Origin of the sequence: Herbaspirillum sp. (genome assembly GCF_035644555.1) — a bacterium.
In the GTDB taxonomy this organism is placed as follows: domain Bacteria; phylum Pseudomonadota; class Gammaproteobacteria; order Burkholderiales; family Burkholderiaceae_D; genus Herbaspirillum.
On record NZ_DASQOH010000001.1, the window covers coordinates 1 to 26107 of the forward strand.

Here is a 26107-nt window from a genome sequence, read left to right on the forward strand (position 1 = left end):
GATTCGCGGGTGCGCTTGCGCGTCATCTCCACCAGGCCCAGCGTGGAGAAGCCCGACACCGAGATCTTGGTGCGGTCGCGCTGCAGCGCCTTGCCCAGTTCGGCCAGCACGGCCTGGCGGTGCTCCGTGCTCTCCATGTCGATGAAGTCCAGGATGATGATGCCGCCCAGGTTGCGCAGCCGCAGCTGGCGCGCAATGGCATGTGCCGCTTCCAGGTTGGTCTTGAAGATGGTGTCGTCGAAGTTGCGACCATTGACGAAGCTGCCGGTGTTGACGTCGATGGTGGTCATCGCCTCGGTCTGGTCGACGATCAGGTAACCGCCCGACTTCAGGTCCACCCGACGTCCCAGGGCGCGTTCGATTTCCTCTTCCACGCCATACAGGTCGAACAGCGGCCGCTCGCCGCGATAGTGCATCAGCTTGGGCAGCACCGAAGGTGTATAGATGGCGCCGAACTCCTGCAGCATGTGGAAGTTCTCGCGCGAATCGACCTGGATGGTGGCGGTCTGGTCGGAGACGAAGTCACGCAGCACGCGCTGGGCCAGCGACAGGTCCTGGTGCAGCAGCGTGGGCGCGGGATTGGTCTTGGACTGCCGGATGATGGTGGCCCAGGTCTTGCGCAGGTATTCGACATCCATCTGCAGGTCGGCGTCGGAGGCATCCTCAGCCATGGTGCGGATGATGAAGCCGCCTTTTTCCTCGGGCGGCAGCAGGGCTTGCACCTTGCTGCGCAAGAGCTCGCGCTCGGCTTCGTTCTCGATACGCTGGGAAATGCCGATGTGCTTGTCCTGCGGCAGGTAGACCAGCATGCGCCCGGCAATGGAGATCTGCGTGGACAGGCGCGCACCCTTGGTGCCGATCGGGTCCTTGATCACCTGTACCGTGATGGTCTGGCCATCGTGCAGCAGTTTCTCGATGGGAATGGCAGGCGCGTTCTGGCCGTCGTGCGGACGGGCTTCCCAGATGTCGGCCACGTGCAGGAAGGCGGCGCGCTCCAGGCCGATGTCGATGAAGGCTGACTGCATGCCCGGCAGCACCCGGACCACCTTGCCCAGGTAGATGTTGCCGGCCAGACCGCGCGAGAGGGTGCGCTCGATGTGCAACTCCTGCACGGCCCCTTGCAGGATCAGCGCAACCCGCGTCTCCTGCGGCGTGATGTTGATGAGGATGTCTTCGCTCATAGGATTCGAACGCCCGCTTGTTGTAGTAGTTGAGCCGTCTCGAATAGCGGCAGTCCCATGATACCGGAATGGCTGCCCACGATATTGCTGATGAACACCGATGCCAACCCCTGGATGCCATAGGCACCGGCCTTGTCGTAGGGTTCGACGGTATTGCAGTAGGCGGCGATGGCCTGCTCGGTCAGGGGCGCGAAACTGACGTCGGATTGTTGCACGATCTGCCAGATCTCGGTGTCCACACCCAGCGTCACGCCCACCGCCACGCTGGTCAAGACCTGGTGGGTGCGGCCGGAGAGCAGGGTGATCATGCGCACCGCCTCGTCATGGTCGGCCGGCTTGCCCAGGATCAGGTCGTCCACCACCACGGTGGTGTCGGCCGACAGCAGTGGCCGGTGCGGCAACTGGCGCAGGATCATGGTCTGCTGGGCGCTGTCGAGCTTGGCGCGGGTGACGCGGGCGACGTAGTCCAGCGGGGCTTCCCCGGGCAATACGCTTTCGTCGACTTCCTTGTCCGAGAGCAGCAGTTCGAAATCGATGCCGATCTGGCGCAGCAGTTCGCGGCGGCGCGGGCTTTTCGAGGCGAGGTAGATTTTGTGGTCCGCTTGTTTCATTGAGCCATGGATGTCAAGGGCCGGTACCGGAATGCCCGAGGCCGGCGGTGGACGCCGTCAGGCGCGGTGATACGGATGATTCTGGGTGATCGACCAGGCACGGTACAGCTGCTCGGCCAGCATCACGCGCACCATGCCGTGCGGCAAGGTCATGCTGGAGATGCGGATGAGCGTGTCGGCGCCGGCCTTGAAGCCAGGGTCGAGGCCATCGGCACCGCCGATGACGAAGGCCACGTCACGGCCATCCTGCTGCCACTGCACCAGCTGCTGCGACAACTGCACCGAGGTCCAGTCGCGGCCGCGCTCGTCCAGCGCGATCACGCGCGCGCCCTTGGGCAGCGCGGCTTCGATCTTTTCGCGCTCCTGCGCCATCACGGTCTCGGCCGTGCGGCTGCCGGAGCGTTCGACGGGTTTGATTTCCTTCAGGATGATCCGGCATTCCGGTGGCATGCGCTTGGCATACTCCTGGAAGCCGGTCTCGATCCACGCCGGCATCTTGTGGCCGACGGCAGCAATCACCAGTTGCATCAAGCCTTGCTGGTGCGCTTGGCGGCCGGCTTCTTGGCGGTCTCGCTCTTGGCCGGCGCCACGCGCACGGTCTTGCCGGTCGGGGTCTTGGGGGCAGCGGTTCTGCTGCGGGTGGTCGCAGCCTTGGGCGCGGCAGTCTTGCTGCCGGCAGCGGTGCGGGTGGTGGTGGTCTTGGCGGCGGTGGTCTTGGTGCCGGTGGTGCGCGTGGTCCTGGTGGCAGCAGTCTTGGCACCGGTAGCGCCCGTGGTACGGGTGGTACGGGTCGTGCCGGCTGCAGCGCGGGTGCCGGTGGTGGTGCTGGTCGAGGTGGCGCGCGGTTTGCGGGCCGGTTTCTTCGGTGCATCCTCGTCGTCGTCCAGGGCCTGGCTGGCTTCGACCGCTTCGGCCTGGGCACGGGTACGGCGGATCTTGGGGGCCGGCTCCTCGTCGGCGGCGGCGCGCTTGGCGGAGGCCGAGGTACCGGTGCGCTTGGCCGCACCCAGCTTCACTTCCTTGTCGCCCCAGATCTCTTCCAGGCGGTAGTAGGTACGGATGGCCGGCTGCATGATGTGCACGATCATGTCACCCAGGTCGACCAGCACCCACTCGCCGGTGTCTTCGCCTTCGATACTCACGACGTTGCCGCCCTTGGCCTTGACCTTGTCGCGCACCGAGGCGGCCAGCGCCTTGGTCTGGCGGTTCGAAGTACCGGAGGCGATCGCCACGCGGTCGAACAGGCTGGTCAGGTGGGTGGTGTCATAGATGCGGATTTCTTGCGCCTTGACGTCTTCCAGAGCGTCCACGACCAGGGTTTGCAGTTTTTTGATGTCCATTATTGAGTTCGGTACAGATGTTGTTGTTCGATATAGTCTAGCACCCTGCCCGGGATCAGCGAATCGGGTCGGATGCCGCGTTGCAGCTGGGCACGGATTTCAGTCGACGAGATATCGACCGCCAGCCCGAGGGCCAGGTAGCCGTATCCGTGCGTGGTGCTGCGGATCTCTTGCGGCGCAGCGTTGCGCCGCTTGAATTCTTCCCTCACGGCCGGCGGCACGTGGGCGTCGGCCAGCTCGAAGCCGGGCCGGGAGGCGGCACACAGGTGCGCCAGGTCGAACAGTTCGCGCCAGTGCTGCCAGGTGTCCAGGTGCTGCAGCTGGTCGGCGCCCATCAGGAACACGATGGACACCTCCGGCCCCAGTTCGGCACGCAGGGCGCGCAGGGTATCGATGGTATAGGTCGCGCTGGCGCGGCGGATTTCCTGCTCATCGATGACCACTGGCACCTGCTGGCGGTCGAAGGCCAGGCGCACCATCTCCACCCGGTCGGCCGGCGCGGCTTGCAGACCGTGCTTTTGCCAGGGGTTGCCGGTGGGAATGACGCGCAATTCGTCCGGATGCAGCAGGTCCACGAAGTGCTCGGCCAGCTTGACATGCCCATTGTGGACAGGATCGAAGCTGCCGCCAAGCACGGCAATGCAGCGCTGCGCCGCGGGCGGCGCCATTACAGCCATTCCTTGTGGACCAGGAAGTCCGAATACAGTGCGGCCTCCGGGCTGCCGGCTTCCGGGTGCCAGTCATAGCGCCATTTCACCAGCGGTGGCATGGACATCAGGATGGATTCGGTGCGGCCTCCCGACTGCAGCCCGAACAGGGTGCCACGGTCGAAGACCAGGTTGAATTCCACGTAGCGTCCGCGACGATAGGCCTGGAAGTCACGCTCGCGCTCGCCATAGGGCGTCTCGCGGCGGGCCGCGAGGATGGGCAGGTAGGCCTCCAGGAAGGCGTCCCCCACGCTGCGCTGCATGGCAAAGGCCTGTTCGAAGGGCAGGGCGTTGAAATCGTCGAAGAAGATGCCGCCCACGCCGCGCGGCTCCTTGCGGTGCTTCAGGTAGAAATACTCATCGCACCAGGTCTTGAAGCGCGGGTAAAGATCATCGCCGTAGGGTTGCAGCGCATCGCGACAGGTGCGGTGGAAATGGCGGGCGTCTTCCTCGACCCCGTAGTAGGGCGTCAGGTCCATACCGCCGCCGAACCACCAGACCGCTTCTTCTCCCTCCGCATGGGTGGTGAAGAAGCGCACGTTCATGTGCACCGTCGGGACATAGGGATTGCGCGGATGCAGCACCAGCGACACCCCCATGGCTTCCCAGGCACGGCCAGCCAGCTGCGGGCGGTTGGCGGCTGCCGACGGCGGCAGGTTCTTGCCCATCACGTGCGAAAAGCCCACGCCGCCGCGCTCCAGCAGGTTTCCTTCTTCCAGCAGGCGCGAAGTGCCGCCGCCGCCTTCCGGACGTTCCCACGAATCCGACAGGAAGGCCTTGCCATCGGCGGCTTCCAGGGCCGCGACGATGCGCTGTTGCAGGTCTTGCAGGTAGGCCTTGACGGCGGCGGTGTGGGTGGAGGCGTTGGAATGGGTGGTCACGGCGGGTCGCTCTGGTGCACGGTTACTGGGCGGAAATGCGTTCCAACCCGCGATTGTACCTTGCCCGCCCTGTCATGGGGCGGCAAAAGCCGGTCCGTCGGGCGCCACGGACCGGCGGTGTGGGGCGTTAGCCTCAGCTTTGCGGCGGTTGGGCCACCGGTACGTTGACCTGGTAGGTGGCCGGGGCCGGCCAGCCTTGCTGGAGGCAGACCTCGGCGATAGCGTTTTGCACATCGGTATAGACCTGCCCGAAATTGGGCGTGGGCGCATGGACGCGCAAGGCGATCAGGGTGCCGGTGGCGTTGAATTCCTGGATCACGATGCCCGGTGCCGGCGTCTGCAGCACATTGGGAATGGCCTTGATGCGTTCGGTCAGGCGGGCGATGGCTTCCTGCGGATCGACGCCATAGGCGATCTGGCAGCGCAGGTCGGTGCGGCGGGTGGCGTTGACGTTGTAGTTGATGATGTTTTCTGAGAACAGCTTGTTGTTGCCGATGATCACGCGCAGGTTGTTGTCGGTGGTGATGATGGTGGTCACCAGGCCGATGTCGGAGACGGTGCCGGTCTGGCCGGCAGCGGTGATGTAGTCGCCCACCTTGAACGGCCGCAGCACCACCAGGAAGATGCCGGCCGCGAAGTTCGACAGCAGGCCCGACCAGGCCACGCCCAGCGCCACGCCGACCGCGCCGATCATGGCGGCGAACGAGGTGGTGGGAATGCCGCACACTTCCAGGATGCCCATCACCAGCAGGATGCGCAGGATCACGTGCATGGCCGAGCTGGCGTAGTTGATCAGGGTGGTCTCGAACTGGCGCGCGGTCAGCACACGGCGCACCACCTTGGACAGGGTATTGACGAACATGCCGCCGATGATCCAGATGGCGATGGCGGCGATTACCTTCAGGCCGAAGGGGACCAGGTAGAGGTTGACGATGGTTTCGACGTTGAGCAGGTGGTCAGGCATCGGGCTTCCTTTTCTTCTGTTGTGGCATGTCGAGCTTAGTCTGCCCGCAAGGGCGTTGGTTGCAGCGGGCAGGTCCGTCCAAAACGAAGTCCCCCGCAACACGCCGGGCGTTGCGGGGGACGGTCAGCGCTGCAGCGCGTGGTTTAGCGCTTCAGGGCGCGCCAGCCGATGTCGCGACGCATCTGCGAGCCGGCGAAGTGGATCAGGTCGGCGGCGTCGTAGGCATGCTTCTGCGCGACCTTCACGCTGTCGCCCAGGCCCACCACGCACAGCACACGGCCGCCCGAGGTGGTCAGCTTGTCGCCGGTCAGGGTGGTGCCGGCGTGGAAGGTCACGCAATCGACGGTCTCGGCCGGGATGTCGGTGATCAGGTCGCCACGGCGTGGTTCGTCCGGATAGCCGTGGGCAGCCATCACCACGCCCAGCGCGGTGCGGCGGTCCCACTCCAGCTCCACCTTGTCCAGGGTGCCGGTCACGGCGTGTTCGAACACCGTCAGCAGATCGGTCTTCAGGCGCGCCATGATGGGCTGGGTTTCCGGGTCGCCCATGCGGCAGTTGAATTCCAGCGTCTTGGGGTTGCCTTCGGCGTCGATCATCAGGCCGGCATACAGGAAGCCGGAGAAGGGGATGCCGTCCTTGGCCATGCCCTGCACGGTCGGCACGATGATCTCGCGCATCACGCGGGCATGCAGCGCCGGAGTCACGATGGGGGCAGGGGAGTAGGCACCCATGCCGCCGGTATTGGGACCCTGGTCGTTGTCCTGCAGGCGCTTGTGGTCCTGGCTGGTGGCCAGCGGCAGGATGTTCTTGCCGTCCACCATGACGATAAAGGAAGCCTCTTCGCCGGCCAGGAATTCCTCGATCACCACGCGTGCACCGGCATCGCCCAGCTTGTTGTCGGAGAGCATCATGTCCACCGCCGAATGCGCCTCTTCCAGCGTCATGGCGACCACCACGCCCTTGCCGGCGGCCAGGCCGTCGGCCTTGATGACGATGGGGGCGCCCTTCTTGGCGATGTAGTCATGGGCGGCTGCCACGTCCGAGAAGGTCTGGTACTCGGCAGTGGGAATGGCGTGGCGCTGCATGAAGGCCTTGGCGAAGTCCTTGGAGCTTTCCAGTTGCGCCGCTTCCCTGGTGGGGCCGAAGATCTTCAGGCCACGGGCGCGGAAGACGTTGACGATGCCGGCCGCCAGCGGGCCTTCCGGGCCGACCACGGTCAGCGCCACGTGTTCCTGCTCGACGAAGTCGGCCAGGGCCACCGGATCGGTGATGGCGATGTTCTGCAGGCGCTCGTCGAGCGCGGTGCCGCCGTTGCCGGGAGCGACATAGACCGTCTGGATGCGCGGCGACTTGGCGATGGCCCAGGCCAGCGCATGTTCACGGCCACCGGAGCCAACAACTAGGATTTTCATGGGATAGGGAGATAAAAGTGGCGAATGGGCGAAATAGGCAAGGTAGTCGAAGCAGCCGGATTACTCTTCGATCACGGCGTTGGTGTAAAGCTCCTGGGTATCGTCCAGGTTTTCCAGCGCATCCAGCAGTTTCTGCATCCTGACGCCATCCTCGCCCGCGAACACGGTCTCGGTGGACGGCTTCATGGTGATCTCGGCAACCTCAGCCTTGAAGCCGGCGGCTTCCATGGCGGCCTTGACGGCGGCGAAGTCGTTGGGCGCGGTCAGCACTTCGATGCCGCCTTCCTCGTCGGTGACCACATCTTCGGCGCCGGCTTCCAGGGCCGCTTCCATGATGGCGTTCTCGTCGGTACCCGGGGCGTACATCAGCTGGCCGCAGTGTTTGAACAGGAAGGCCACCGAGCCCTCGGTCCCCATGTTGCCGCCGAACTTGGAGAAGGCGTGGCGCACTTCGGCCACGGTACGCACGCGATTGTCGGTCATGCAATCGACGATGATGGCCGCGCCGTTGATGCCGTAGCCCTCATAGCGCACTTCTTCGTAGTTCACGCCGTCCAGGGCGCCGGTGCCGCGCTGGATGGCGCGGGTCACGTTGTCCTTGGGCATGTTGGCGTCGGAGGCGCGGTCCACCGCCAGGCGCAGGCGCGGGTTGGCGTCCGGGTCGCCGCCACCCATGCGGGCGGCCACGGTGATTTCCTTGATCAGGCGGGTCCAGATACGACCACGCCTTTCGTCCTGACGGCCTTTACGGTGCTGAATATTGGCCCATTTGCTGTGTCCAGCCATGTTGAATCTTCCTGCAAGATGGTGAGGGCAGAACCGTCCCTGTGCGGCAATCCGGGATGATCGGCAGGCGCTGCGGCAGGGCCGGCAGGCGCGGACGACGGATCGGCGCGGACGGGGACAAGGTTCGGACAGGACCGATAATGCTTTCCTGCCGCCATGTTCTGACTATAATCGGGCGGGCATTTTACCATACCGCCACCCTGTGATTTTTGCCTTCGAAGCCGAGTTGACATGATTAATCCCCTTCCCATCGCCACCCATTCCGGCGGGCAACTGTGCCTGTTGCCGCAACTGGCCAATCGCCACGGCTGCATTACCGGGGCCACCGGCACCGGCAAGACGGTGACCCTGCAGGTGCTGGCCCAGGCGCTGTCCGATATCGGCGTGCCGGTGTTCATGGCCGACGTCAAGGGTGACCTGTCCGGCCTGGGCAAGGCCGGCAGTGCTTCGCCCAAGACCACCGCGCGCCTGGCCCAGCTGGGCCTGCCCGAGCCGGCCTGGGCCGCCGCCCCGGTCGCCTTCTGGGATGTCTACGGCGAAAAGGGCCATCCGGTACGCGCCACCATCTCCAACATGGGGCCGCTGATGCTGGCCCGCATGCTCAACCTGAACGACACCCAGCAGGGCGTGCTGCAACTGGTGTTCAAGATCGCCGACGACCATGGCCTGCTGCTGCTCGACACCAAGGACCTGCGCGCCATGCTGCAGCACGTGGGCGAGAACGCGGCGCAGTTCAAGACCGAATACGGCAACATCTCGGCCGCCAGCGTGGGTGCCATCCAGCGCGGCCTGATCGCCATTGACGAGCAGGGCGGCGACCAGTTCTTCGGCGAACCGATGCTCAATATCGAGGACTGGATGCAGACCGACGCCCAGGGGCGCGGCGTCATCAACATCCTGGCTGCGGACCGGCTCATGAACGCGCCGCGCCTGTATTCCACCTTCCTGCTGTGGATGCTCTCGGAGCTGTTCGAACACCTGCCCGAAGTGGGTGACCTGGACAAGCCCAAGATGGCCTTCTTCTTCGACGAAGCCCACCTGCTCTTCGACGAAGCCCCCAAGCCACTCCTGCAGAAGATCGAACAGGTGGTGCGCCTGATCCGCTCCAAGGGTGTGGGCGTCTATTTCGTCACCCAGAACCCGCTGGACATTCCCGACACCGTGCTGGGCCAGCTCGGCAACCGCGTACAGCACGCCCTGCGCGCCTATACCCCGCGCGACCAGAAGGCCGTCACGGCGGCGGCCGAGACCTTCCGCCCCAATCCCATGCTCAATACCGCCAAGGCCATCACCGAGCTAGGCGTGGGCGAGGCGCTGGTGTCCTTCCTCGATGAAAAGGGCCGGCCCAACGTGGTCGAGCGCGGCTATGTGCTGACCCCGGCTTCGCAGATCGGCCCGGTCACCGATGACGAGCGCCGGGCGCTGATCGCGTCGTCGCTGGTGGCCGGCGTCTATGAACAGGTGATCGACCGCGAATCGGCCTATGAGCGCCTCAAGGGCCGCGCCCTGCAGCAACCGCAAGCTGCCCCGCAAGCCTCGCCCCAAACAGCGCCGGCCCCTGCTCCTGCCGCGCCGGTGGATGACAACGCCTGGGGGGCGTCAGCCGGCCGCAGCGCGCCGTCGCCGACGACGTCGTCGCGTCCCGCCGGGGGCACCCGCATGTCGCCCCGCCAGCCGCAGCCACAGCCGCAACCGGCCCCGCAACAGAACGACGGTGGCGGCCTGGGGGATCTGTTGAAGGATGCCGCCGGCGGCATCTTCGGTAATGGCGGTGGCGGCAATCGCCGCAGCGATTCGCCCCTGCAGGCGATGGTCAAGTCGGCCGCCCGCAGCATCGGTTCGCAGGTCGGTCGCGAACTCATTCGCGGCGTACTGGGTTCGCTGATGAAGAAGCGCTGATGCGCCCGCGCCCGACCGTCCCCCGGCGGAGGGCGGGCGCAGGCATTACAATCGCGGCCATGACTGCCGCCACCTCCCACTCCACGCCGCGCCAGGTTTTCCTGGGCGGCTTATTGCTCGCCATCGTCGGCGCCATCTTCTTTTCCGCCAAGGCCATCGTGGCCAAGCTGATGTACCGCTACCAGGTCGATGCGGTCATGGTGATCACGCTGCGCATGCTCTTTTCCTTCCCCATGTTCGCCGTCGTGGCGATCTGGAAGGCCCGCACCCAGCCGCCGCTGGCGCGCGCCGACTACCTGCGCATCGTGGTGCTGGGGCTGATGGGCTACTACCTGTCGAGCTTCCTCGACTTCCTCGGCCTGCAGTACATCTCGGCCGGGCTGGAACGGCTGATTCTGTTCCTCACGCCGTCCTTCGTGATGCTGATCGCCTTTTTCTTCTTCAAGCGCAAGGTCGGCTGGATCGAATGGGCGGCCTTGCTGGTGTCCTACTTCGGTACCGTGCTGGTGCTGCAGCACGACCTGCATACCGGTGGCAGCGACGTCCTCCTCGGCAGCGCCCTGGTGCTGGGCTCGGCCTTCAGCTATTCGATCTACCTGATTTCCTCCGGTGAACTGGTGCGCCGGGTTGGCGCGATGCGGCTGGTGGCCTATGCCATGTGCGTCTCCAGCGTGGCCTGCGTGATCCAGTTCTTCGTGCTGCGCGCACCGGCCGAGCTGTTCACGCAGGTAGCCCCGGTGTACCAGCTTTCACTTTTCAATGCGGTGTTCTGCACTGTATTGCCGGTATTCCTGACCATGGTGGCGGTGGCCCGCATCGGCGCGCCCACGGCGGCGCAGGCCGGACTGGTCGGGCCGGTGTCCACGCTCTTCATGGGCGCGGCGCTGCTGGACGAGCCCATCACCGGCATCCAGCTGGTCGGCACCGCGCTGGTACTGGCCGGCATGTGGCTGCTGTCGCGCAAGAAGCGCTGAGGCGTTCTATACTGCGCCACCGGAACTGAATTTTCCGACATACCGCTCACCGAAAAATCAAGGAGACCCAGATGGCAAAAGCAATCCGCATGAGCAAGACCGGCGGCCCCGAGGTGATGGAATACGTGGACGTCGAAGTCGGCCAGCCCGGGCCGGGCGAGGTCCGCATCCGTCACGCCGCCGTCGGCCTGAACTTCATCGATTGCTATTTCCGCTCCGGTCTCTATCCGCAACCGCTGCCTGCCGGCCTGGGCCAGGAGGGCGCCGGCACCATCGAAGAACTGGGCGCCGGCGTGACCGGCTTCCAGGTCGGTGACCGGGTGGCCTATGCCGGGCGCCCCAACGGCGCCTATGCCGAAGAGCGCGTGATGCCGGCCGATATCCTGGTCAAGCTGCCCGACGCCATCAGCTTCGACACGGCTGCGGCCATGATGCTGCAGGGCATGACCGTGCAATACCTGCTGCGCCAGACCTATGCGCTGCAACCGGGCGACACCATCCTGTTCCACGCCGCCGCCGGTGGTATCGGCCTGATCGCCTGCCAGTGGGCCCGTGCGCTGGGCGTGAACCTGATCGGTACCGTCAGCAGCGACGAGAAGGCGGCCCTGGCCAAACAGCACGGCGCGGCCCACGTGATCAACTACAAGACCGAGAACTTCGTCGAACGCGTCAAGGACATCACCGGCGGGCGTGGCGTGCAGGTGGTGTATGACTCCATCGGCAAGGACACCTTCATCGGCTCCCTGGATTGCCTGCGTCCGCGCGGCATGATGGTCAGCTTCGGCAATGCCTCCGGTCCGGTGGCGCCGTTCGGGGTGTCCGAACTGGCCTCGCGCGGCTCGCTGTTCCTGACCCGGCCTTCGCTGGGCAACTACACCTCCACCCGCGCCGAACTGGACGCCACCGCCGGCGACCTGTTCGACATGGTCCAGAGCAACAAGGTCAGCATCGAGATCAACCAGCGCTACGCCCTGAAGGACGTGGCACAGGCCCATGCCGATCTGGAGGGGCGCAAGACCACCGGTTCCACCATCCTGATCCCCTGATACCACGTTTTCTCTACCAGGAGCCAACATGGACCAGCCCCGCCACGATCCCGGTGCCAGCAATCCCATGGATCACCCGCCCGAGCAGGAGAGCGGCGCCGATGGCTCGCCCCGGTTCGGGCGGCTGTTGGTGGTGCTGATCTGCGCGGTGCTGCTGATCGTGTTCATTACCTTCGCCAGCGAAGCCTACTTTTCCTAGCCGGCTCGAAATTCTTCGGGATGAATCTCGCAAGATATCGGTAATTCCTATCAACTATGCGTAGATAGCGCATTTCTTCCCGTCTTGATCGTCAAATGCAGCCTTTGCGCTCGCGCGAATATTCGCGTCGGTGCCATCAGGGGCGAACTTTTTGGCGGGAGAGGGAGATGGGATGGAATTGGCAGCTTGGCCGGGGCGGCGGGGCGCCCGGTTATCCGTGGCGGGTCCTGGGACTGACGCTGCTGCTGTGCCAAGCGGCGCTGCCGGCCGCTCAGGCGGGACGTGTCCATGGCAGCAACGGGGTCAATGGTGTCAGCCCGACCGAGATCATCCTGGGCCAGTCGGCGCCGTTTTCCGGGCCGGCGGGGGAACTGGGGCGGGATTTCCAGGAAGGCGCGCAGAGCTACTTTGCCCAGGTCAACGCGCGTGGCGGCGTGCATGGCCGGCGTGTGCGGCTGTTGAGCCTGGACGACCGCTATGAACCCGAGCGCGCCGCGGCCAATACCCAGCAACTGATCTGGCGCGATAAGGTGTTCGCCCTGTTCGGCTATTCCGGTACGCCCACCATCCTGGCGGCCCTGCCTGCCATCCGCGAGGCCGGGATTCCCCTGTTCGCCCCATTGTCGGGCGCCATCGCGCTGCGCCAGCCGTTCAATCGCCTGATCTTCCACGTGCGCGCCAGCTACCTCCGGGAAACCGAATTCCTCTTGCGCCAGTTGCAGAGTACCGGCCGGCGGCGCGTGGCGGTGTTCTATCAAAATGACGAACTGGGCAAGGGTCTGCTGGATATCCTGCGCCAGCGCGCCCCGGTCTACGGCCTGGCACTGGTGGGCAGCGCCGCCATCGAACGCAACAGCGACGCCGTGGCCGCGGCCGCCATGGAACTGCTGCAGGCGCACCCCGATGTGGTGATCCAGGTGGTGTCCTACCAGCCGGCGGCGGCCATGGTCGCCCGCATGCGCGCTGCGGGCTACCTCGGCGGCTTTTCCCACTATTCCTTCGTCGGCAGCACGTCGCTGGCCGCGCGCCTGAAAAATGCCGGTGTCGGGGCCGAGGTCACCCAGGTCGTGCCCTTTCCCAACAAGGCCCGCCTGCCCATCGTCTACGAATACCAGCGCGCCATGACCCATACGCCCGGGATCGACTGCAACTTCACCGGCTTGGAAGGCTACATCGCCGCCCGCGCCCTGGTTGAAGGGCTGCGCCGTGCCGGGCCGAATCTCACCCGGGAAGGTCTGATCCGGGCGCTGGAGAGCATCACCCCGGCCAACTACGAAGGCGGCGGCTTCAGTCTGCACTTCAGCCGCACCGACCACAGCGGTTCGGATTTCGTCGATCTCACCGCCATCGGCGCCGGCGGGCGCTTCATCAACTGAACCGGGCGCCGTGCGGCCGGCCGGCGGACGATGCGCTACACTGCAGGGCCTGGCCGCCGCGGCCCCGCGCTCGTTCTCCACAAGGATCTGCCGTGACCCCATCTCCTGACGCCACCCTGGCCGCGCCGTCCCATTCCGGGGTGGCGTTGATCGCCGCCTGCTCGGCCGGCTTTCTGTGGGGGACCGGGGCCCTGGTGGTCAATATCCTGATCGCCCGCTACGGCTTTGCCCCCGGGGATATCTCCTTCTGGCGCTTCGCGGTCGGGGCGGTGTTCCTATGCCTGATCTTTGGTCACCGCCTGCATCTGCCGACGCTGCGCACCCTGCTGCTGCCGGTGCTGCTGGCCGGGACCACAATGGCCGGTTACGTCCTGTGCTGGTTCCTCGGCATCGAGCGCATCGGCGCTGCCATTCCTACCCTGATCGCGCTGTGCCTGCCGCCGGTGTTCTCCACCCTGATCGCCCTGGCACGCCGCCAGGAGCGGCTGGACCTGGCATTGACCGCGATCCTCAGCGCCGCCCTGGGCGGCACGGTCCTGATCGTCGCCCGTCACGGCGGCGTCGGTGCTGCCGGCCAGGGCGACCTGCTCATCGGCCTGCTGTGTTCGGTAGCCTCGGCCCTGCTCTACACCGGATTCACGCTGGTCAGCGGGCGCCTGTCCACGGCGCTGGGTGCCGGCCAGGCCGCCACCTGCCTGACCGTGGTGGCGGCGCTGGTGATGGCGCTGAGCACACTGGTGCGGCCGCTGCATTGGCCCAGCGGCATTCCGCCGCAGGCCTGGTTCCTGTATCTGGGGGTGGTCACGGCGGCGTTGGCGCTGCTGGTCTTCAGCTGGGGTGCAGCGCGGCTGACGCCGACCGCCCTGACGGTGGCGACCCTGATCGAACCGCTTACCGCGGTACTGCTGTCGGCGCTGCTGCTGGGCCAACAGCTGGACGCCAGCCAGTGGGCCGGCGGCGTGCTGCTGCTGTTGAGCATCTGGGGGCTGGGCCGCCGGCTGGCGCGGGCGGCTGCCGCGCCGCGCGGCTAGGGCTACCGCAGCGCCGGTCAGTCTACCGGCTGGCCATCCTTGTCCACCTTGATGCGCACGTGGCGGGTCACGCCGCTGGGACCGGGGAAGTCCTCGAAGGCCGCACGCACCATGTAGGGCATGGCCGCCGTCAGGCCGGCGCGATTGCCTTCGCTGTCCACCACCACATCGAACAGCTTCTTGCCGTCGGTCACACGGCTGATGCCGATCTGCAGCCGGCGCAGGAATACCGGATAGCTGGTGGTCTGCATGGGGCCGCCATACCAGAACGGGTCATAGAACGGACCGTAGGGGCCATAGAAGCCGAAAGGACGTGGCCCGAAGCGGCCCCAGCCCGGCGTCGGGCCGTAGAAGAAGGGATCGTAGGCCGGCCGGCTCACCACCACCTGTTCGGTATTGATGCCGTAGCTGAAGCTGACGTTGAGCTGCGCCTGCTTGCGGTCGGCCGCCTCGGTGAAGCCCAGGAACTGCAGCTCCTGGCGGATCAGCCCGGCATAGCTCTGGTATTCCAGGTCGTTCTCCTGCGCCGGCGTGGGCGCGAAGGCATAGGGCTTGCCGTTGTCGCCCGGGGACCAGGCGTGGAAGGAGGTGACATTGCTCTCGATCACCGAGGCGCAGCCGGACAGCAGCAGGCTGGCCGCCGCGATGAAGATATAAATCCAGCGTTTCATGATGAAGTGACTCCAGTGGAAAAGGCCGGCTGCCGGGCGGATGGCTGGGCTTTCTGCGCATCGGGCGCCGCGTGGCAGCAGTAGGACCGGGCGCCGCCGCTTTCTATCCCGGGGCGCAGACTGCTCGCGTGGCCATGCCCCATCCTGGGGCGGGCGCCAAGCTCGCTATTGTAGTGCCCTCCTGCGGCCATGGCGAACCATGCGGCGAGGTGGCGGTCTCTCAGGGCAAGTCACCCGATTTTCATTCCTCGCCATCCGCGCGGCGCGGGATGATTGGTAAAATCGGGTTTTTTGCTACACCTGACTTGGTTTGCGACTGTCGTCGCGTTCACCTCATCTCCATTCTCCATTTCCATTCCGGACAGGCTTCCATGCGCACCGATACGCCCCAGACGATCTTCCGTAAAGATTACGCCGCTCCCAATTACCTGGCCGACACCGTCGAGATGGGCTTCGACCTCGATCCCTCCGACACCCGCGTGGCCACCCGTATCACGATGACCCGCAACCCGGCCGCCAAGGGGCAGGACCTGGTGCTGTTCGGCGAAGAACTGGAACTGGTCGCCCTGCGCCTGAACGGCAAGACGCTGTCGCAGGCCAGGGGCGATTTCCGTATCGCTGGCGGCGTGCTCAGCATCCCCGCCGCACCGGCCAGGGTGGAGCTGGAAATCGAAACCCTGATCCACCCGGACCGCAATACCTCGTTGATGGGCCTGTATGTGTCCAACGGCAACTTCTTCACCCAGTGCGAAGCCGAGGGCTTCCGCAAAATCACCTACTTCCCCGACCGCCCGGACGTGATGGCGAAGTTCACCGTCATGCTGCGCGCCGACAAGGCCCGCTACCCGGTGCTGCTGTCCAACGGCAACCTGGTCGAAGAGGGCGCGCTGCCCGATGGCCGTCACTACGCCAAGTGGGAAGACCCGTTCAAGAAGCCCTCCTACCTGTTCGCCCTGGTAGCCGGTCAACTGGTCTGCCAGGAGGAGACTGTACGCCTGCATTCGGGCCGCGATGCACTGCTGCAGGTGTGGGTGGAAGAGGGCAACCTGGACAAGACCCAGCACGCCATGGATTCGCTCAAGAACAGCATCGACTGGGACGTCGAACGCTTTGGCCTGGACCTGGATCTGGAGCGCTTCATGATCGTCGCGGTGGGCGACTTCAACATGGGCGCCATGGAAAACAAGGGCTTGAACATCTTCAACACCAAGTTCGTGCTGGCCAACCCGCGCATCGCCACCGATGTGGATTTCGCCAACATCGAAGCGGTGGTTGGCCACGAATACTTCCACAACTGGACCGGCAACCGCGTGACCTGCCGCGACTGGTTCCAGCTCTCTCTGAAGGAAGGCCTGACTGTCTTCCGCGACCAGGAATTCTCGGCCGACATGATCGGCAGCGACAGCGGCCGCGCCGTCAAGCGCATCGACGACGTGCGCGTGCTGCGCCAGGCGCAGTTCCCGGAAGACGCCGGCCCCATGGCCCATCCGGTGCGCCCCGACTCCTATGTGGAAATCAACAATTTCTACACCGTCACCGTCTATGAAAAGGGCGCCGAAGTGGTGCGCATGTACCAGACCCTGCTGGGCCGCGAGGGCTTCCGCAAGGGCATGGACCTCTACTTCGAACGGCATGACGGACAGGCCGTCACCTGCGACGATTTCCGCGCCGCCATGGCCGACGCCAATGGCCGCGACCTGTCCCAGTTCGAGCGCTGGTACAGCCAGGCCGGCACGCCGCTGCTGCAGGCGGCCGCCGACTACGATGCCAAGCGCAAGACCCTGACGCTGACCCTGGAGCAAAGCTGCCCGGCCACGCCCGGCCAGAAGAAGAAACAGCCCTTCCACATCCCCGTGGCCGTCGGCCTGCTGGACGCCCAGGGCCGCGACCTGGCACTGACCCTGGAGGGGGAAAAGAAAGCCGGTGCCACCACCCGCGTACTGGAACTGACCAAGGCCAAGCAAAGCTTCCGCTTCATCAACGTCGACCAGAAACCGGTGCCGTCGCTGCTGCGCGGCTTCTCCGCACCGGTGGTGCTGCAGTTCGACTACAGCGATGCCGAGCTGGCCTTCCTGATGGCCCACGACAGCGACGCCTTCAACCGCTGGGAAGCCGGCCAGCGCCTGGCCACCCGGCGCCTGCTGAACCTCACCGTGGCCGTGCAGGCGGCACGCCAGTCCGGTCATGTGGTGGCGGTCGACACCGTACTCAACAACCTGCAACATGATGGCGCCCTGGCCGATGCCCTGCGCGCCACCCTGCAGGACGAATCGCTGGACCCGGCCTTCCGTGAACTGGTACTGACCCTGCCGTCTGAGACCATGATCGCCGAGCAGATGGAAGTCATCGACCCGCACGCCATCCATGTGGCGCGCCAGTTCCTGCGCCGCTCGCTGGCGCGCGCACTGCGCGAGGAGCTGCTGGCCGTCTACCGCAGCCACCAGACGCCCGGTGCCTACAGCCCGGACGCCGCTTCTGCCGGCCGTCGTGCCCTCAAGAACGTGGCCCTGTCCTACCTGGCCGAACTGGATGACGAAGAGGCCATGGCCCTGGCCCGGCAACAGGACCAGGATGCCAACAACATGACCGACCGCCTGGCCGCGCTGTCGGCCATCCTCAACAGCGCCGCGCCGGCCAAGAGCGAGGCACTGCAACGCTTCTATGCCGAGTTCGAGCAGGAAGCCCTGGTCATCGACAAGTGGTTCACCCTGCAAGCCACGGCCCGCAATGCCGACGTCAACACCGTGCGCACCCTGACCGAACACCCAGCCTTCACCCTGAAGAACCCCAATCGCGCCCGCAGCCTGATCTTCAGCTTCTGCAACGGCAATCCGTCCGCCTTCCACGCACTGGATGGCAACGGCTACGCCTTCTGGGCCGAGCAGGTCATCGCCCTCAATGGCAGCAATCCCCAGGTCGCAGCGCGCCTGGCGCGCAGCCTGGACCGCTGGCGCAAGTACACCCCGGCGCTGCAGGAAAAGATGCGTCTGGCCCTGCAACAGGTGGCTGCCACGCCCAAGCTGTCGCGCGATGTGGCCGAAGTCATCACCAAGGCGCTGGCCAATTGATCAGTTGAACAGATAATTTGTCCGACTATTATTTCCCTCATTCATAAATCATAAAACCACCCACAAGGAAGACCATCATGAAACGCATCAGCCTCACGCAACACCTGATCGAGCAGCAGCGCCTGCACAACAAGATTCCGTCCGAACTGCGCCTGTTGATCGAAGTCGTCGGTCGCGCCTGCAAGTCGATCTCGCATGCCGTCGGCAAGGGTGCGCTGGGCGAAGTGCTGGGCAGCGCCGGCAGCGAAAACGTGCAGGGCGAGGTGCAGAAGAAGCTGGATGTGATTTCCAATGAAATCCTGCTGGAAGCCAATGAGTGGGGCGGTCACCTTGCGGCCATGGCCTCCGAGGAAATGGAGACCATCCACCGCATCCCCAATCGCTACCCCAAGGGTGAATACCTGTTGATGTTCGATCCGCTGGACGGCTCCTCCAACATCGACGTCAACGTCTCCATCGGCACCATCTTCTCGGTGCTGAAGGCACCCGAGGGCATGACCGAGCCGACCGAACAGGACTTCATGCAGCCGGGCACCAAACAGGTCGCTGCCGGCTACGCCGTGTATGGCCCGCAGACCGTGCTGGTGCTGACCACCGGCGACGGCGTGCACTGCTTCACGCTGGACCGCGAAATGGGCGCCTGGGTACTGACCCAGAAGGACATCCGCATCCCCGAGGACACCAAGGAATTTGCCATCAACGCTTCCAACGAGCGCCACTGGTTCCCGCCCGTCAAGCGCTACGTGGATGAAATGCTGGCCGGCACCACCGGTCCGCGCGGCAAGGATTTCAACATGCGCTGGATCGCCTCCATGGTGGCCGACGTGCATCGCATCCTCAATCGCGGCGGCATCTTCATGTATCCGGCCGACGCCCGCGAACCCGGCAAGCCGGGCAAGCTGCGTCTGATGTACGAAGCCAACCCGATGGCCTTCATCGTCGAGCAGGCCGGCGGCGCCGCCACCGATGGCCAGCAGCGCATCATGGATATCCAGCCGGAGAAGCTGCACCAGCGCGTGGCCGTGTTCCTGGGTTCCAAGAACGAAGTGGACCGCGTCACCTCCTACCACCAGCAGTAAGTTTTGAGGCCGGCAGCGGCCGGCCTCCGCTGGCTCACACCGGCGCCGGCGCAGGCATTCCCGCCTGCGCCATGCGCACCTGGTTGCGGCCGCCGCGCTTGGCTTCGTAGAGCGCGGCATCGGCCCGCCCCAGCAGTTCCTCCACCGAGCGCGACGCGCCGGCCAGCAGATCCAGCCCGCACACGCCGGCGCTGACCGTCACCACGCCTACCGGATTGCCGCGATGCCCCAGGTCCAGCGCCTGGATGCCGGCGCGTATTTTCTCGGCCACCACCATGGCGCCCTCGGCATCGGTCTCGGGCAGGAGCATCACCATTTCCTCACCACCGTAACGTGCCGCCAGGTCGCCCGGCCGGCGCTGGCGCTCCTTCAGGACCAGGGCAATGCGACGCAGGCATTCGTCGCCGGCCTGGTGGCCATACAGGTCGTTGTACTGCTTGAAGAAATCGACATCGATCATCACCAGCGACAGGGCCGCGCCGCTGCGCATGGCGCGCCGGAACTCGGCATCCAGCACCATGTCCAGGTGGCGCCGGTTGGCCAGGGTGGTCAGGCCGTCCTGGTGCGCCAGCAGTTCCAGTTGCTGATTGGCCTGGCGCAGGTCGCCCATGGCTTGCAGGGCGCGATCCTCGGCCGCCAGGCGCAATTCGATCTGGCCGATCAGGCGCCAGCCGAACATGGCAATGATGACCAACAGCAGCGTGACCGCAGCCCCATAGACGATGGTCTGCTGGCGCCAGTCGGCCAGGGCTTCATCGCGCGCGATGGTGACCGTCACCACCAGCGGGAACGCCTGCACCGACTGGTAGGACAGGTAGCGATAGGTATCATCCAGCGGCGAGAGGAGTTCCGCATGGCCGCTGGCCAGACCGCCCAGCAACTGACGGATGCCGGGATCTGCGGTGATGTCGCGGCCGATGTAGCCGGCCTCGAAGGGCTGACGCGTGAGCACCGTGCCCGGGCGCAGCACCAGCAGGATGGAACTGCTCTTGCCGATATCGACTGTCTGGTACAGCGCGTTGAAGTGGTCCACCCGCAGGGTCGCCAGCAATACGCCGGCAAAGCTGCCGTCGGAATGGTTCAGACGGCGCGACATGGGAATGATCCATTGCCCGGTGCTGCGGCTGATCAGCGTCGCACTGATGTGAGGCTCGGTATCTTCGTGGTCGCGATGGTAGATGAAGTATTCGCGGTCGGCATTGTTGGCATCGGCCGGCCGTGGTATGGACGAACTGGCCATGCGGTTGCCGGCGGCATCGTAGATGTAGAGCCCGTCCAGCTGCGGCATTTCCTTGGACAGCTGGCGCAGCAGGGGGGACATGCCACGGGTGTGGGCGGGGTCCACGCCGGTTTCGTAGATGCGGTCGCTGATGTTGATCAGGGACCCGTGGGTGGCCTGGAACACATCATATGCATGACGCGCCAGCGCCTTGGCGATATTACCGGAATAGATGCGGGTGTTCTCGACCTGCGCCAGACGGGCGCTCAGGCTTTGCCAGGTATGGCCGGCGGCGATGGCAATGCAGATCAGGACCACGAACAGGCGCGCGCGGCGCGCCACCGAATGGCGCGCGACCCGTCCCGCCTTTGCCAGCATTGGCCGCATGTGATATCTCCCCCCTCCGGGCGGCACTGTTCCCATCCACGGGCGGCCGTTGGACCCAGTATAAGGAGAAGGCGCGCTGCATCGCGCCGCGATCAGTCCCGAAAAATGCCCTCAATTCGACGGCTGGATCGCCGGTCGCCGCATCAGCCTGACGCTATGCAGGGCCGTCAGCAGGACCGCCAGCCAGATTGGCCCGTAGGTGCCCAGCTGCGACAGCTGCAGCGATTCGCCCAGCACCGCCATGGCCACCAGCACCAGCAGCACCGGCTCGACATAGCCCAGGATGCCGAACAGGCCCATCGGTAACAGCTTGCCGGCGCGCAAATAGCTGGTCAGGGCAATCATGCTGATCACGCCCAAGCCGGGCAGCAGCAGCCACATGGACGGGGTCTGCACGGTGGCTGCCAGGGACGCGCTCATGAGCACGGCCACCAGGGAAGGCAGTGCCAGCACCATCAGCTCCACCGCGAAGATCAGCAGCGAGTCCAGCCGGATGCGCCGGCGCAGGATGAAGTAGGGCGTGTAGCCCAGCGCCACGGCCAGCGTCGGCCAGGAAAAGGCACGCGTGGTCCACAGCTCGTGCGCCACGCCCACGCAGGCGCACAGCACCGCCATGCGCTGCAGCAGGCCCATTTTCTCGCCGTAATAGAAGCGTCCCACCAATACCATCGCCAGCGGCAGGAGGAAATAGCCCAGCGACACCTCCAGCGCCCGGCCATTGACCGAGGCCCACAGGAACAGCCATTGCTGCAGGGCCAGCAGGGCCGTCATCGCCAGCGTCAGCAGGCAGGCGCCGGGGCGCCCCAGCAACTGCCCCAGCGCTGCCCGCAGCTGCGGCAGTTCGCCGCGCCAGGCAAGCAGGCCCAGCACGGTCACCAGCGTGCCCAGGATGCGCCAGGCGAAGATCTCGGTGCCGTCGAGCGGCGCCAGCAGCCGGGTATAGCCGGAGAGGAAGGCGAACAGGGCCGAAGCCAGTACGGACAAGCCGATACCGCGGCCGATTTCTTGAGGATGCATGAGCAGACCAGGGTGCGCCCGGCGCGCGGGTGCAGCGCCGGCAAATGCGCGATTCTACGGCATGATGGCCTGCCATGCCCGGTCAAAGTCAGCCCGAGACCCGGGCGTGGAAATGTCCCCAAGGCTTGTCGGCGGCAATCCCCTGGTTCGGATCGCGGACGAAAAAAGCTCCGGTGCGTGACCGGAGCTTTTCACACGGACACCCCGCAGGGTGCCGCACGACTGTACTGGATGATCCCGGATCAGGCGCCCGGGGAAGTGCCCATCGGGCCATCCTTCAGTTCGCGTGCATAGTTGTTGGGACGACCATTGGGTACTTCGTAGCCCTTGGGGTCCACATACTGCCCGTTCTGGCCGCTTTCCTGCAGGCCTGCCGGGGAACTGGTCTGCTCACCCTGGTAGTTGTAGTACTGCGACTGCGAAGAAGAGGACGGCGAGGCATTGTATTGTTGCTGGGGCGTACCCTGCATGCCGCTGCTGCCCTGATCGTAGGACTGGGCATAGGCCCCGGTGGCGAAGGTGGCGGCGGCCAGTACGGCGGCGGTGAGGAAGGTCTTGGTCATGGCTGTTCTCCTTTATTCCTTGATGGGTTATTGCCTGCTGTGTGCGGCACCTGATCGCACCCGATACATCACGACGGAAGCCTCGGGGGAGCAGGCTGGCGGCAGCAGTCCGGGAACATCGTTTTCTCCCAAACGCCCGTAGGACCGGTAGGGCGTCACCTGGATGGCGGCGTTTGCGGAAAACTTGGAGTCATCATAGGAAGCCGGCGGCGCGTCATCAGTCGGAAAGCCCAGCATCTTGTTGTCAGACGTTTCGGGCCTGTCCGACAGTCGCGCCGGGGCGCTGCGGAGCCGGCGGCGGGGTCACGGCGGCGCAAGCATGCCTGACCCGCGCCGGCTCATCCGTGCGCATCCCTGACCGCTGGCGGCCTGCAGGGTTGCGCCTGGGCGCAAGTGGTCGGCAGCGAGGGGCGGCATGGCTGTCAGTGCGGCAGCTGACAGCCTTTGCCAGTTTCGTTACAAAACGTATCACTGCCTCCCAGCAGGGCCATCCGGTTTGATCTGCGACAAGCCTGCATCGATTCGCTGTCGCAAAAAAAGCGCCCTCCACCAGAGGCACGTGAAATTCATTTCGATGTGCGCCCCAACCGGGTTATGCTGAGCCGATCAAAAGCAATGACGCCGCTGCGACGTGACGTCATGATGAAGCTGACAAAGCGAACAAGCCGATAAAGCGAGGAAGGGGGACAGCATGCATGATTTCCTGCCAACGACCCTGCTGGCCTGCGCAGTGCTCACGGCCGTGCCGCTGGCGGTGCAGGCCGCCGACTGCAAGAAGGTGGTGGTGTCGGCCGATTCCGATTACGCGCCCTTGCACTGGTACGACGGCAAGCGCCTGACCGGTGCCAGCATCGAGATCGCCACACGTGCGCTCGCTGCGCTCGACATTCCCTACGAGGTGCGCTACGTCGGGCCTTTCCATCGCGTCCTCAAGGAAGCGGAAAGCGGCGAGGTGGCGCTGATTTCCTCGCTCAAGATGACGCCGGAACGCCAGCAGTACCTGGCCTATGCGACGGTGCCGTTGTTCCGCAATCCGATCGCCGTCTTCGTCGCCCGCGACCGGCGCTTTTCCTATGCCGGCTGGAAGGACCTGATCGGCAAGCGCGGCGCAATCACCTTGGGCAACCAGTTCGGTGGCGGCTTCGACGAGTTCATGCGGGACAACCTGATCATCGAGACCGCGCAGAAGGTCTACATGAATTTCACCAAGCTCGATTCGGGGCGTATCGACTACCTCATCACCGGTTACTACAGCGGCATGATCTACCTGAACCAGACCGGCCAGGGCGGGAATTTCCTGCCGTTGCGGCCCTTCGTCAGCGAGACCGACAACTTCATCGCCATGAGCAAGGCCAGCCCCTGCGTAAAATATTTGCCGCGCATCAATGCCCAGCTGGAAGCCATGCAGAAACGCGGCGAGCTGCGCGCCGTCCTGCAGAGCTTCGAGAGCGACCTGCGCATCGATCCCGCCGGGCAGGACGAGCCGGCGCGGGCGCGATAAAGCCGCCGCCCCCGCGCAAGAAGCGGTTTGATGCCCGAAAGCCGCGCTGTTCCGGCTTAGGCCGGGGAGGCGGCCGGGTTACATTGTCGCCTTTACCGCTCGCCCCGGCCGACCGTCCAGGGTGAGCGTGACCCCATTCACATCCACGCCCACACCGAAAGCCCGCGACCAGAACAGGGCGGTGCAGGTTTGCCTACCTAGAGACGGAGAGGACCCTTTGAAGCTGCGAACCAAAATCATCTGGCTGTGCGCCACCACGCTGATCGGCATCCTGGTCATTGCGGCCGTCTCGCTGACCACCCTCCGGCGCACCATGATGGAAGAGCGCGAGGCGCAGCTGTCGCTGCTGGTGACCCTGGCCAAGGCCGCAGCGGAGAAGGCGCAGGCCCAGGAACAGGCCGGCAAGTTGACCCGCGAGCAGGCGCAGGCGCAAGCCAAGATGATCATCGGCAGCTTTGCCAAGGAACAGAACTACTACTTCGTGCGCGGCTACACCGACGACTTCAACTACGTGCACCCCAATCCCAAGCGCGTGGGCATCCAGGACAAGACCGCCAAGGAAGATGGCGACCGCTATCGCGCCGCCCTGCAAGGCCGGGAGATCGGCCTGCTCATCGCCGAAGGCACCCGTCCCAACACCACCGAGAAGGTGCAGACGCTGTATGCGGTCACCCGCTTCGCTCCCTGGGACTGGACCATCGGCTTTGGCGCCTACATCGACGACATCAACCAGGCCTTCTACCGCAATGCCCTGGTATTGCTGCTGCTGGGGGCGGTGCTGATGGGGGCGATCGCCACCATGGCCGCCTTCATCCTGCGTTCCATCCTGCGCCAGCTGGGTGGCGAGCCGGCACGGGCCGTCGAGATCGTAGAGCAGATCGCACAGGGCGACCTGTCCACCGCGGTGGCCTTGAAGCGCAATGATCGTCACAGCCTGTTGCACTCCATCGAAACCATGCGGCGCAGCCTGTCGGGCATCGTGCAGGGTGTGCGCCAGGGCACCGACACCATCACCACCGCCTCCGGCGAAATCGCCGCCGGCAACCTGGACCTGTCCTCGCGTACCGAACAGCAGGCCAGTGCACTGGAAGAGACCGCCTCCTCGATGGAAGAACTCACCTCCATCGTGCGCCAGAACGCCGACAATGCCAGCCAGGCCAACCAGCTGGCCATCACCGCCTCGGGCGTGGCGGCCGACGGCGGCAAGGTGATCGAGCAGGTGGTTGGCACCATGGCCGACATCAACAGTGCCTCGACCAAGATTGCGGACATCATCGGGGTGATCGACGGCATTGCCTTCCAGACCAATATCCTGGCCTTGAATGCGGCCGTGGAAGCTGCCCGCGCCGGCGAACAGGGGCGCGGCTTTGCGGTGGTGGCCTCGGAAGTGCGCAGCCTGGCCCAGCGCAGCGCCCAGGCCGCCAAGGAGATCAAGGGGCTGATCGAGGATTCGGTCAGCAAGGTGGACAACGGTTCGCATCTGGTTGAACAGGCCGGCCGCACCATGCAGGAGATCGTCACCAGCGTGCGGCACGTGGCCGATGTGGTGGCCGAGATCAGCGCTGCCAGCCGCGAGCAGAGTGCCGGCATCGAGGAAGTCAACCGCGCCATCACGCAGATGGACCAGGTAACCCAACAGAATGCGGCGCTGGTGGAGCAGGCCGCCGCGGCGGCCGCTTCCATGCAGGACCAGGCCGCGCAGCTGGCCCAGCTGGTGACGGTATTCCGTCTGCAGGCCTGAGGTCGCGGGCGCGCATGGGCTCTTCTTCCGCCACCGCTGCCGTGCGCCCCCGGGCGGCCTTGGACCCCAACTACCGCCGTCTATCGAGCGAGCAGGAGCGGCTGGTGCTCGACCATATCGAGGCCCATCTGCAGGACAACCTCACCGTTTCGACGCTGGCGGCGATGTGCCACCTGTCTTCCAGCTGCTTCAGCCGGGTCTTCAAGGCCAGCACCGGGCATACCCTGTGCCAGTGGATGCTGCGCCGGCGCCTGGAGCGCGCGCGCCTGCTGCTGACCGACCCGGGCCGTACCGTGGTGGAGGTGGCGGTGGCCGTGGGTTTTCACGACCAGAGTCATTTCCTGCGCCAGTTCAAGCGCATCTGCGGCATGACCGTGCAGGAATGGCGCCTGCGCGCGGCTCGCGGGGCGGCCGCGTAGCGCCGTCGAGCTATCGTCCGGATCGATCAATGCAC

24 protein-coding genes are annotated in these 26107 nt (G+C 65.3%); 11 read left to right on the forward strand and 13 right to left on the reverse strand.

All coding sequences use genetic code 11. The features are described from left to right. The 9 genes from VE092_RS00005 to VE092_RS00045 all read right to left on the reverse strand — a co-directional run. A partial coding sequence (locus tag VE092_RS00005) for an Rne/Rng family ribonuclease (protein WP_324872558.1) occupies positions 1–1181 on the reverse strand: 1181 nt, incomplete at its 3' end. Beyond that, positions 1178–1792 (reverse strand): Maf family protein, encoded by a 615-nt coding sequence (locus tag VE092_RS00010; RefSeq protein ID WP_324872560.1) that lies wholly within the window; start codon positions 1790–1792, stop codon positions 1178–1180. The genes VE092_RS00010 and VE092_RS00005, both read right to left, overlap by 4 nt. Positions 1793–1849: 57 nt before the next feature. Then, positions 1850–2320: a 23S rRNA (pseudouridine(1915)-N(3))-methyltransferase RlmH gene (gene rlmH / locus VE092_RS00015; protein WP_006464668.1), complete on the reverse strand. Its 471-nt coding sequence runs from the start codon at positions 2318–2320 to the stop codon at positions 1850–1852. Continuing rightward, positions 2320–3132, reverse strand: coding sequence for a ribosome silencing factor (gene rsfS, locus VE092_RS00020; protein WP_006464669.1), 813 nt, complete (start codon positions 3130–3132; stop codon positions 2320–2322). Before rsfS ends, rlmH begins: the two co-directional genes overlap by 1 nt. Continuing rightward, on the reverse strand, positions 3132–3800 hold the full coding sequence (locus VE092_RS00025) for a nicotinate-nucleotide adenylyltransferase (RefSeq protein ID WP_324872563.1): 669 nt from the start codon (positions 3798–3800) through the stop codon (positions 3132–3134). The genes rsfS and VE092_RS00025 overlap by 1 nt, the downstream gene beginning before the upstream one ends. Further along, positions 3800–4720: an oxygen-dependent coproporphyrinogen oxidase gene (hemF, locus tag VE092_RS00030; RefSeq protein WP_324872565.1), complete on the reverse strand. Its 921-nt coding sequence runs from the start codon at positions 4718–4720 to the stop codon at positions 3800–3802. The genes VE092_RS00025 and hemF overlap by 1 nt, the downstream gene beginning before the upstream one ends. Positions 4721–4853: 133 nt before the next feature. After that, a complete protein-coding gene (locus VE092_RS00035; protein ID WP_324872567.1) occupies positions 4854–5684 on the reverse strand; it encodes a mechanosensitive ion channel family protein in 831 nt (276 codons plus the stop codon). A 143-nt stretch (positions 5685–5827) separates the two neighbouring features. Continuing rightward, positions 5828–7096 (reverse strand): phosphoribosylamine--glycine ligase, encoded by a 1269-nt coding sequence (gene purD / locus VE092_RS00040; protein ID WP_324872569.1) that lies wholly within the window; start codon positions 7094–7096, stop codon positions 5828–5830. 60 nt (positions 7097–7156) lie between these two features. Further along, positions 7157–7882 carry a YebC/PmpR family DNA-binding transcriptional regulator gene (locus tag VE092_RS00045; protein ID WP_324872571.1) on the reverse strand — a complete coding sequence of 242 codons (726 nt, stop codon included), beginning with the start codon at positions 7880–7882 and terminating at the stop codon, positions 7157–7159. Between the two features lie 231 nt (positions 7883–8113). On the opposite strand from VE092_RS00045, the gene VE092_RS00050 reads away from it, so the two are divergent. The 6 genes from VE092_RS00050 to VE092_RS00075 all read left to right on the forward strand — a co-directional run bounded on the left by VE092_RS00050 (position 8114) and on the right by VE092_RS00075 (position 14407). After that, a complete protein-coding gene (locus VE092_RS00050; RefSeq protein WP_324872573.1) occupies positions 8114–9781 on the forward strand; it encodes a DUF853 domain-containing protein in 1668 nt (555 codons plus the stop codon). 59 nt (positions 9782–9840) lie between these two features. Beyond that, positions 9841–10755: a DMT family transporter gene (locus tag VE092_RS00055; RefSeq protein WP_006464676.1), complete on the forward strand. Its 915-nt coding sequence runs from the start codon at positions 9841–9843 to the stop codon at positions 10753–10755. A 71-nt stretch (positions 10756–10826) separates the two neighbouring features. Continuing rightward, positions 10827–11801 (forward strand): quinone oxidoreductase, encoded by a 975-nt coding sequence (locus VE092_RS00060; RefSeq protein WP_324872577.1) that lies wholly within the window; start codon positions 10827–10829, stop codon positions 11799–11801. Positions 11802–11829: 28 nt separating this feature from the next. Beyond that, positions 11830–12000, forward strand: coding sequence for a hypothetical protein (locus VE092_RS00065; RefSeq protein ID WP_324872579.1), 171 nt, complete (start codon positions 11830–11832; stop codon positions 11998–12000). A gap of 167 nt (positions 12001–12167) precedes the next feature. Beyond that, complete coding sequence (locus tag VE092_RS00070) at positions 12168–13376, forward strand: ABC transporter substrate-binding protein (protein WP_324872581.1); 1209 nt, start codon at positions 12168–12170, stop codon at positions 13374–13376. 92 nt (positions 13377–13468) lie between these two features. Then, positions 13469–14407 (forward strand): DMT family transporter, encoded by a 939-nt coding sequence (locus tag VE092_RS00075; RefSeq protein WP_324872583.1) that lies wholly within the window; start codon positions 13469–13471, stop codon positions 14405–14407. Positions 14408–14424: 17 nt separating this feature from the next. On the opposite strand, the gene VE092_RS00080 is transcribed toward VE092_RS00075, so the two are convergent. Beyond that, positions 14425–15078, reverse strand: a complete 654-nt coding sequence (locus VE092_RS00080) for a DUF4136 domain-containing protein (protein ID WP_324872585.1) — start codon at positions 15076–15078, stop codon at positions 14425–14427. A gap of 371 nt (positions 15079–15449) precedes the next feature. On the opposite strand from VE092_RS00080, the gene pepN reads away from it, so the two are divergent. Both pepN and VE092_RS00090 read left to right on the forward strand, forming a co-directional pair. Then, positions 15450–18146: an aminopeptidase N gene (gene pepN, locus VE092_RS00085; RefSeq protein ID WP_324872587.1), complete on the forward strand. Its 2697-nt coding sequence runs from the start codon at positions 15450–15452 to the stop codon at positions 18144–18146. 77 nt (positions 18147–18223) lie between these two features. After that, positions 18224–19225, forward strand: a complete 1002-nt coding sequence (locus VE092_RS00090; protein WP_324872589.1) for a class 1 fructose-bisphosphatase — start codon at positions 18224–18226, stop codon at positions 19223–19225. A 34-nt stretch (positions 19226–19259) separates the two neighbouring features. Here the strand turns inward: VE092_RS00090 and VE092_RS00095 are convergent, their stop codons facing one another. From VE092_RS00095 to VE092_RS00105, 3 genes are all read right to left on the reverse strand, one after another. After that, positions 19260–20831, reverse strand: coding sequence for a sensor domain-containing diguanylate cyclase (locus tag VE092_RS00095; RefSeq protein ID WP_324872591.1), 1572 nt, complete (start codon positions 20829–20831; stop codon positions 19260–19262). A 111-nt stretch (positions 20832–20942) separates the two neighbouring features. Continuing rightward, positions 20943–21848 (reverse strand): EamA family transporter RarD, encoded by a 906-nt coding sequence (gene rarD / locus VE092_RS00100; RefSeq protein ID WP_324872592.1) that lies wholly within the window; start codon positions 21846–21848, stop codon positions 20943–20945. A gap of 242 nt (positions 21849–22090) precedes the next feature. Further along, entirely contained in the window at positions 22091–22411 is a 321-nt protein-coding gene (locus tag VE092_RS00105) for a hypothetical protein (protein ID WP_324872594.1), read from the reverse strand. A 691-nt stretch (positions 22412–23102) separates the two neighbouring features. On the opposite strand from VE092_RS00105, the gene VE092_RS00110 reads away from it, so the two are divergent. The 3 genes from VE092_RS00110 (at position 23103) to VE092_RS00120 (ending at position 26072) form a co-directional block, all read left to right on the forward strand. After that, entirely contained in the window at positions 23103–23912 is an 810-nt protein-coding gene (locus tag VE092_RS00110) for a substrate-binding periplasmic protein (RefSeq protein WP_324872596.1), read from the forward strand. A 217-nt stretch (positions 23913–24129) separates the two neighbouring features. Next, positions 24130–25653 (forward strand): methyl-accepting chemotaxis protein, encoded by a 1524-nt coding sequence (locus tag VE092_RS00115; protein ID WP_324872599.1) that lies wholly within the window; start codon positions 24130–24132, stop codon positions 25651–25653. A gap of 14 nt (positions 25654–25667) precedes the next feature. Next, positions 25668–26072, forward strand: coding sequence for an AraC family transcriptional regulator (locus VE092_RS00120; RefSeq protein ID WP_324872601.1), 405 nt, complete (start codon positions 25668–25670; stop codon positions 26070–26072). The last annotated feature ends 35 nt before the right edge of the window (positions 26073–26107 follow it).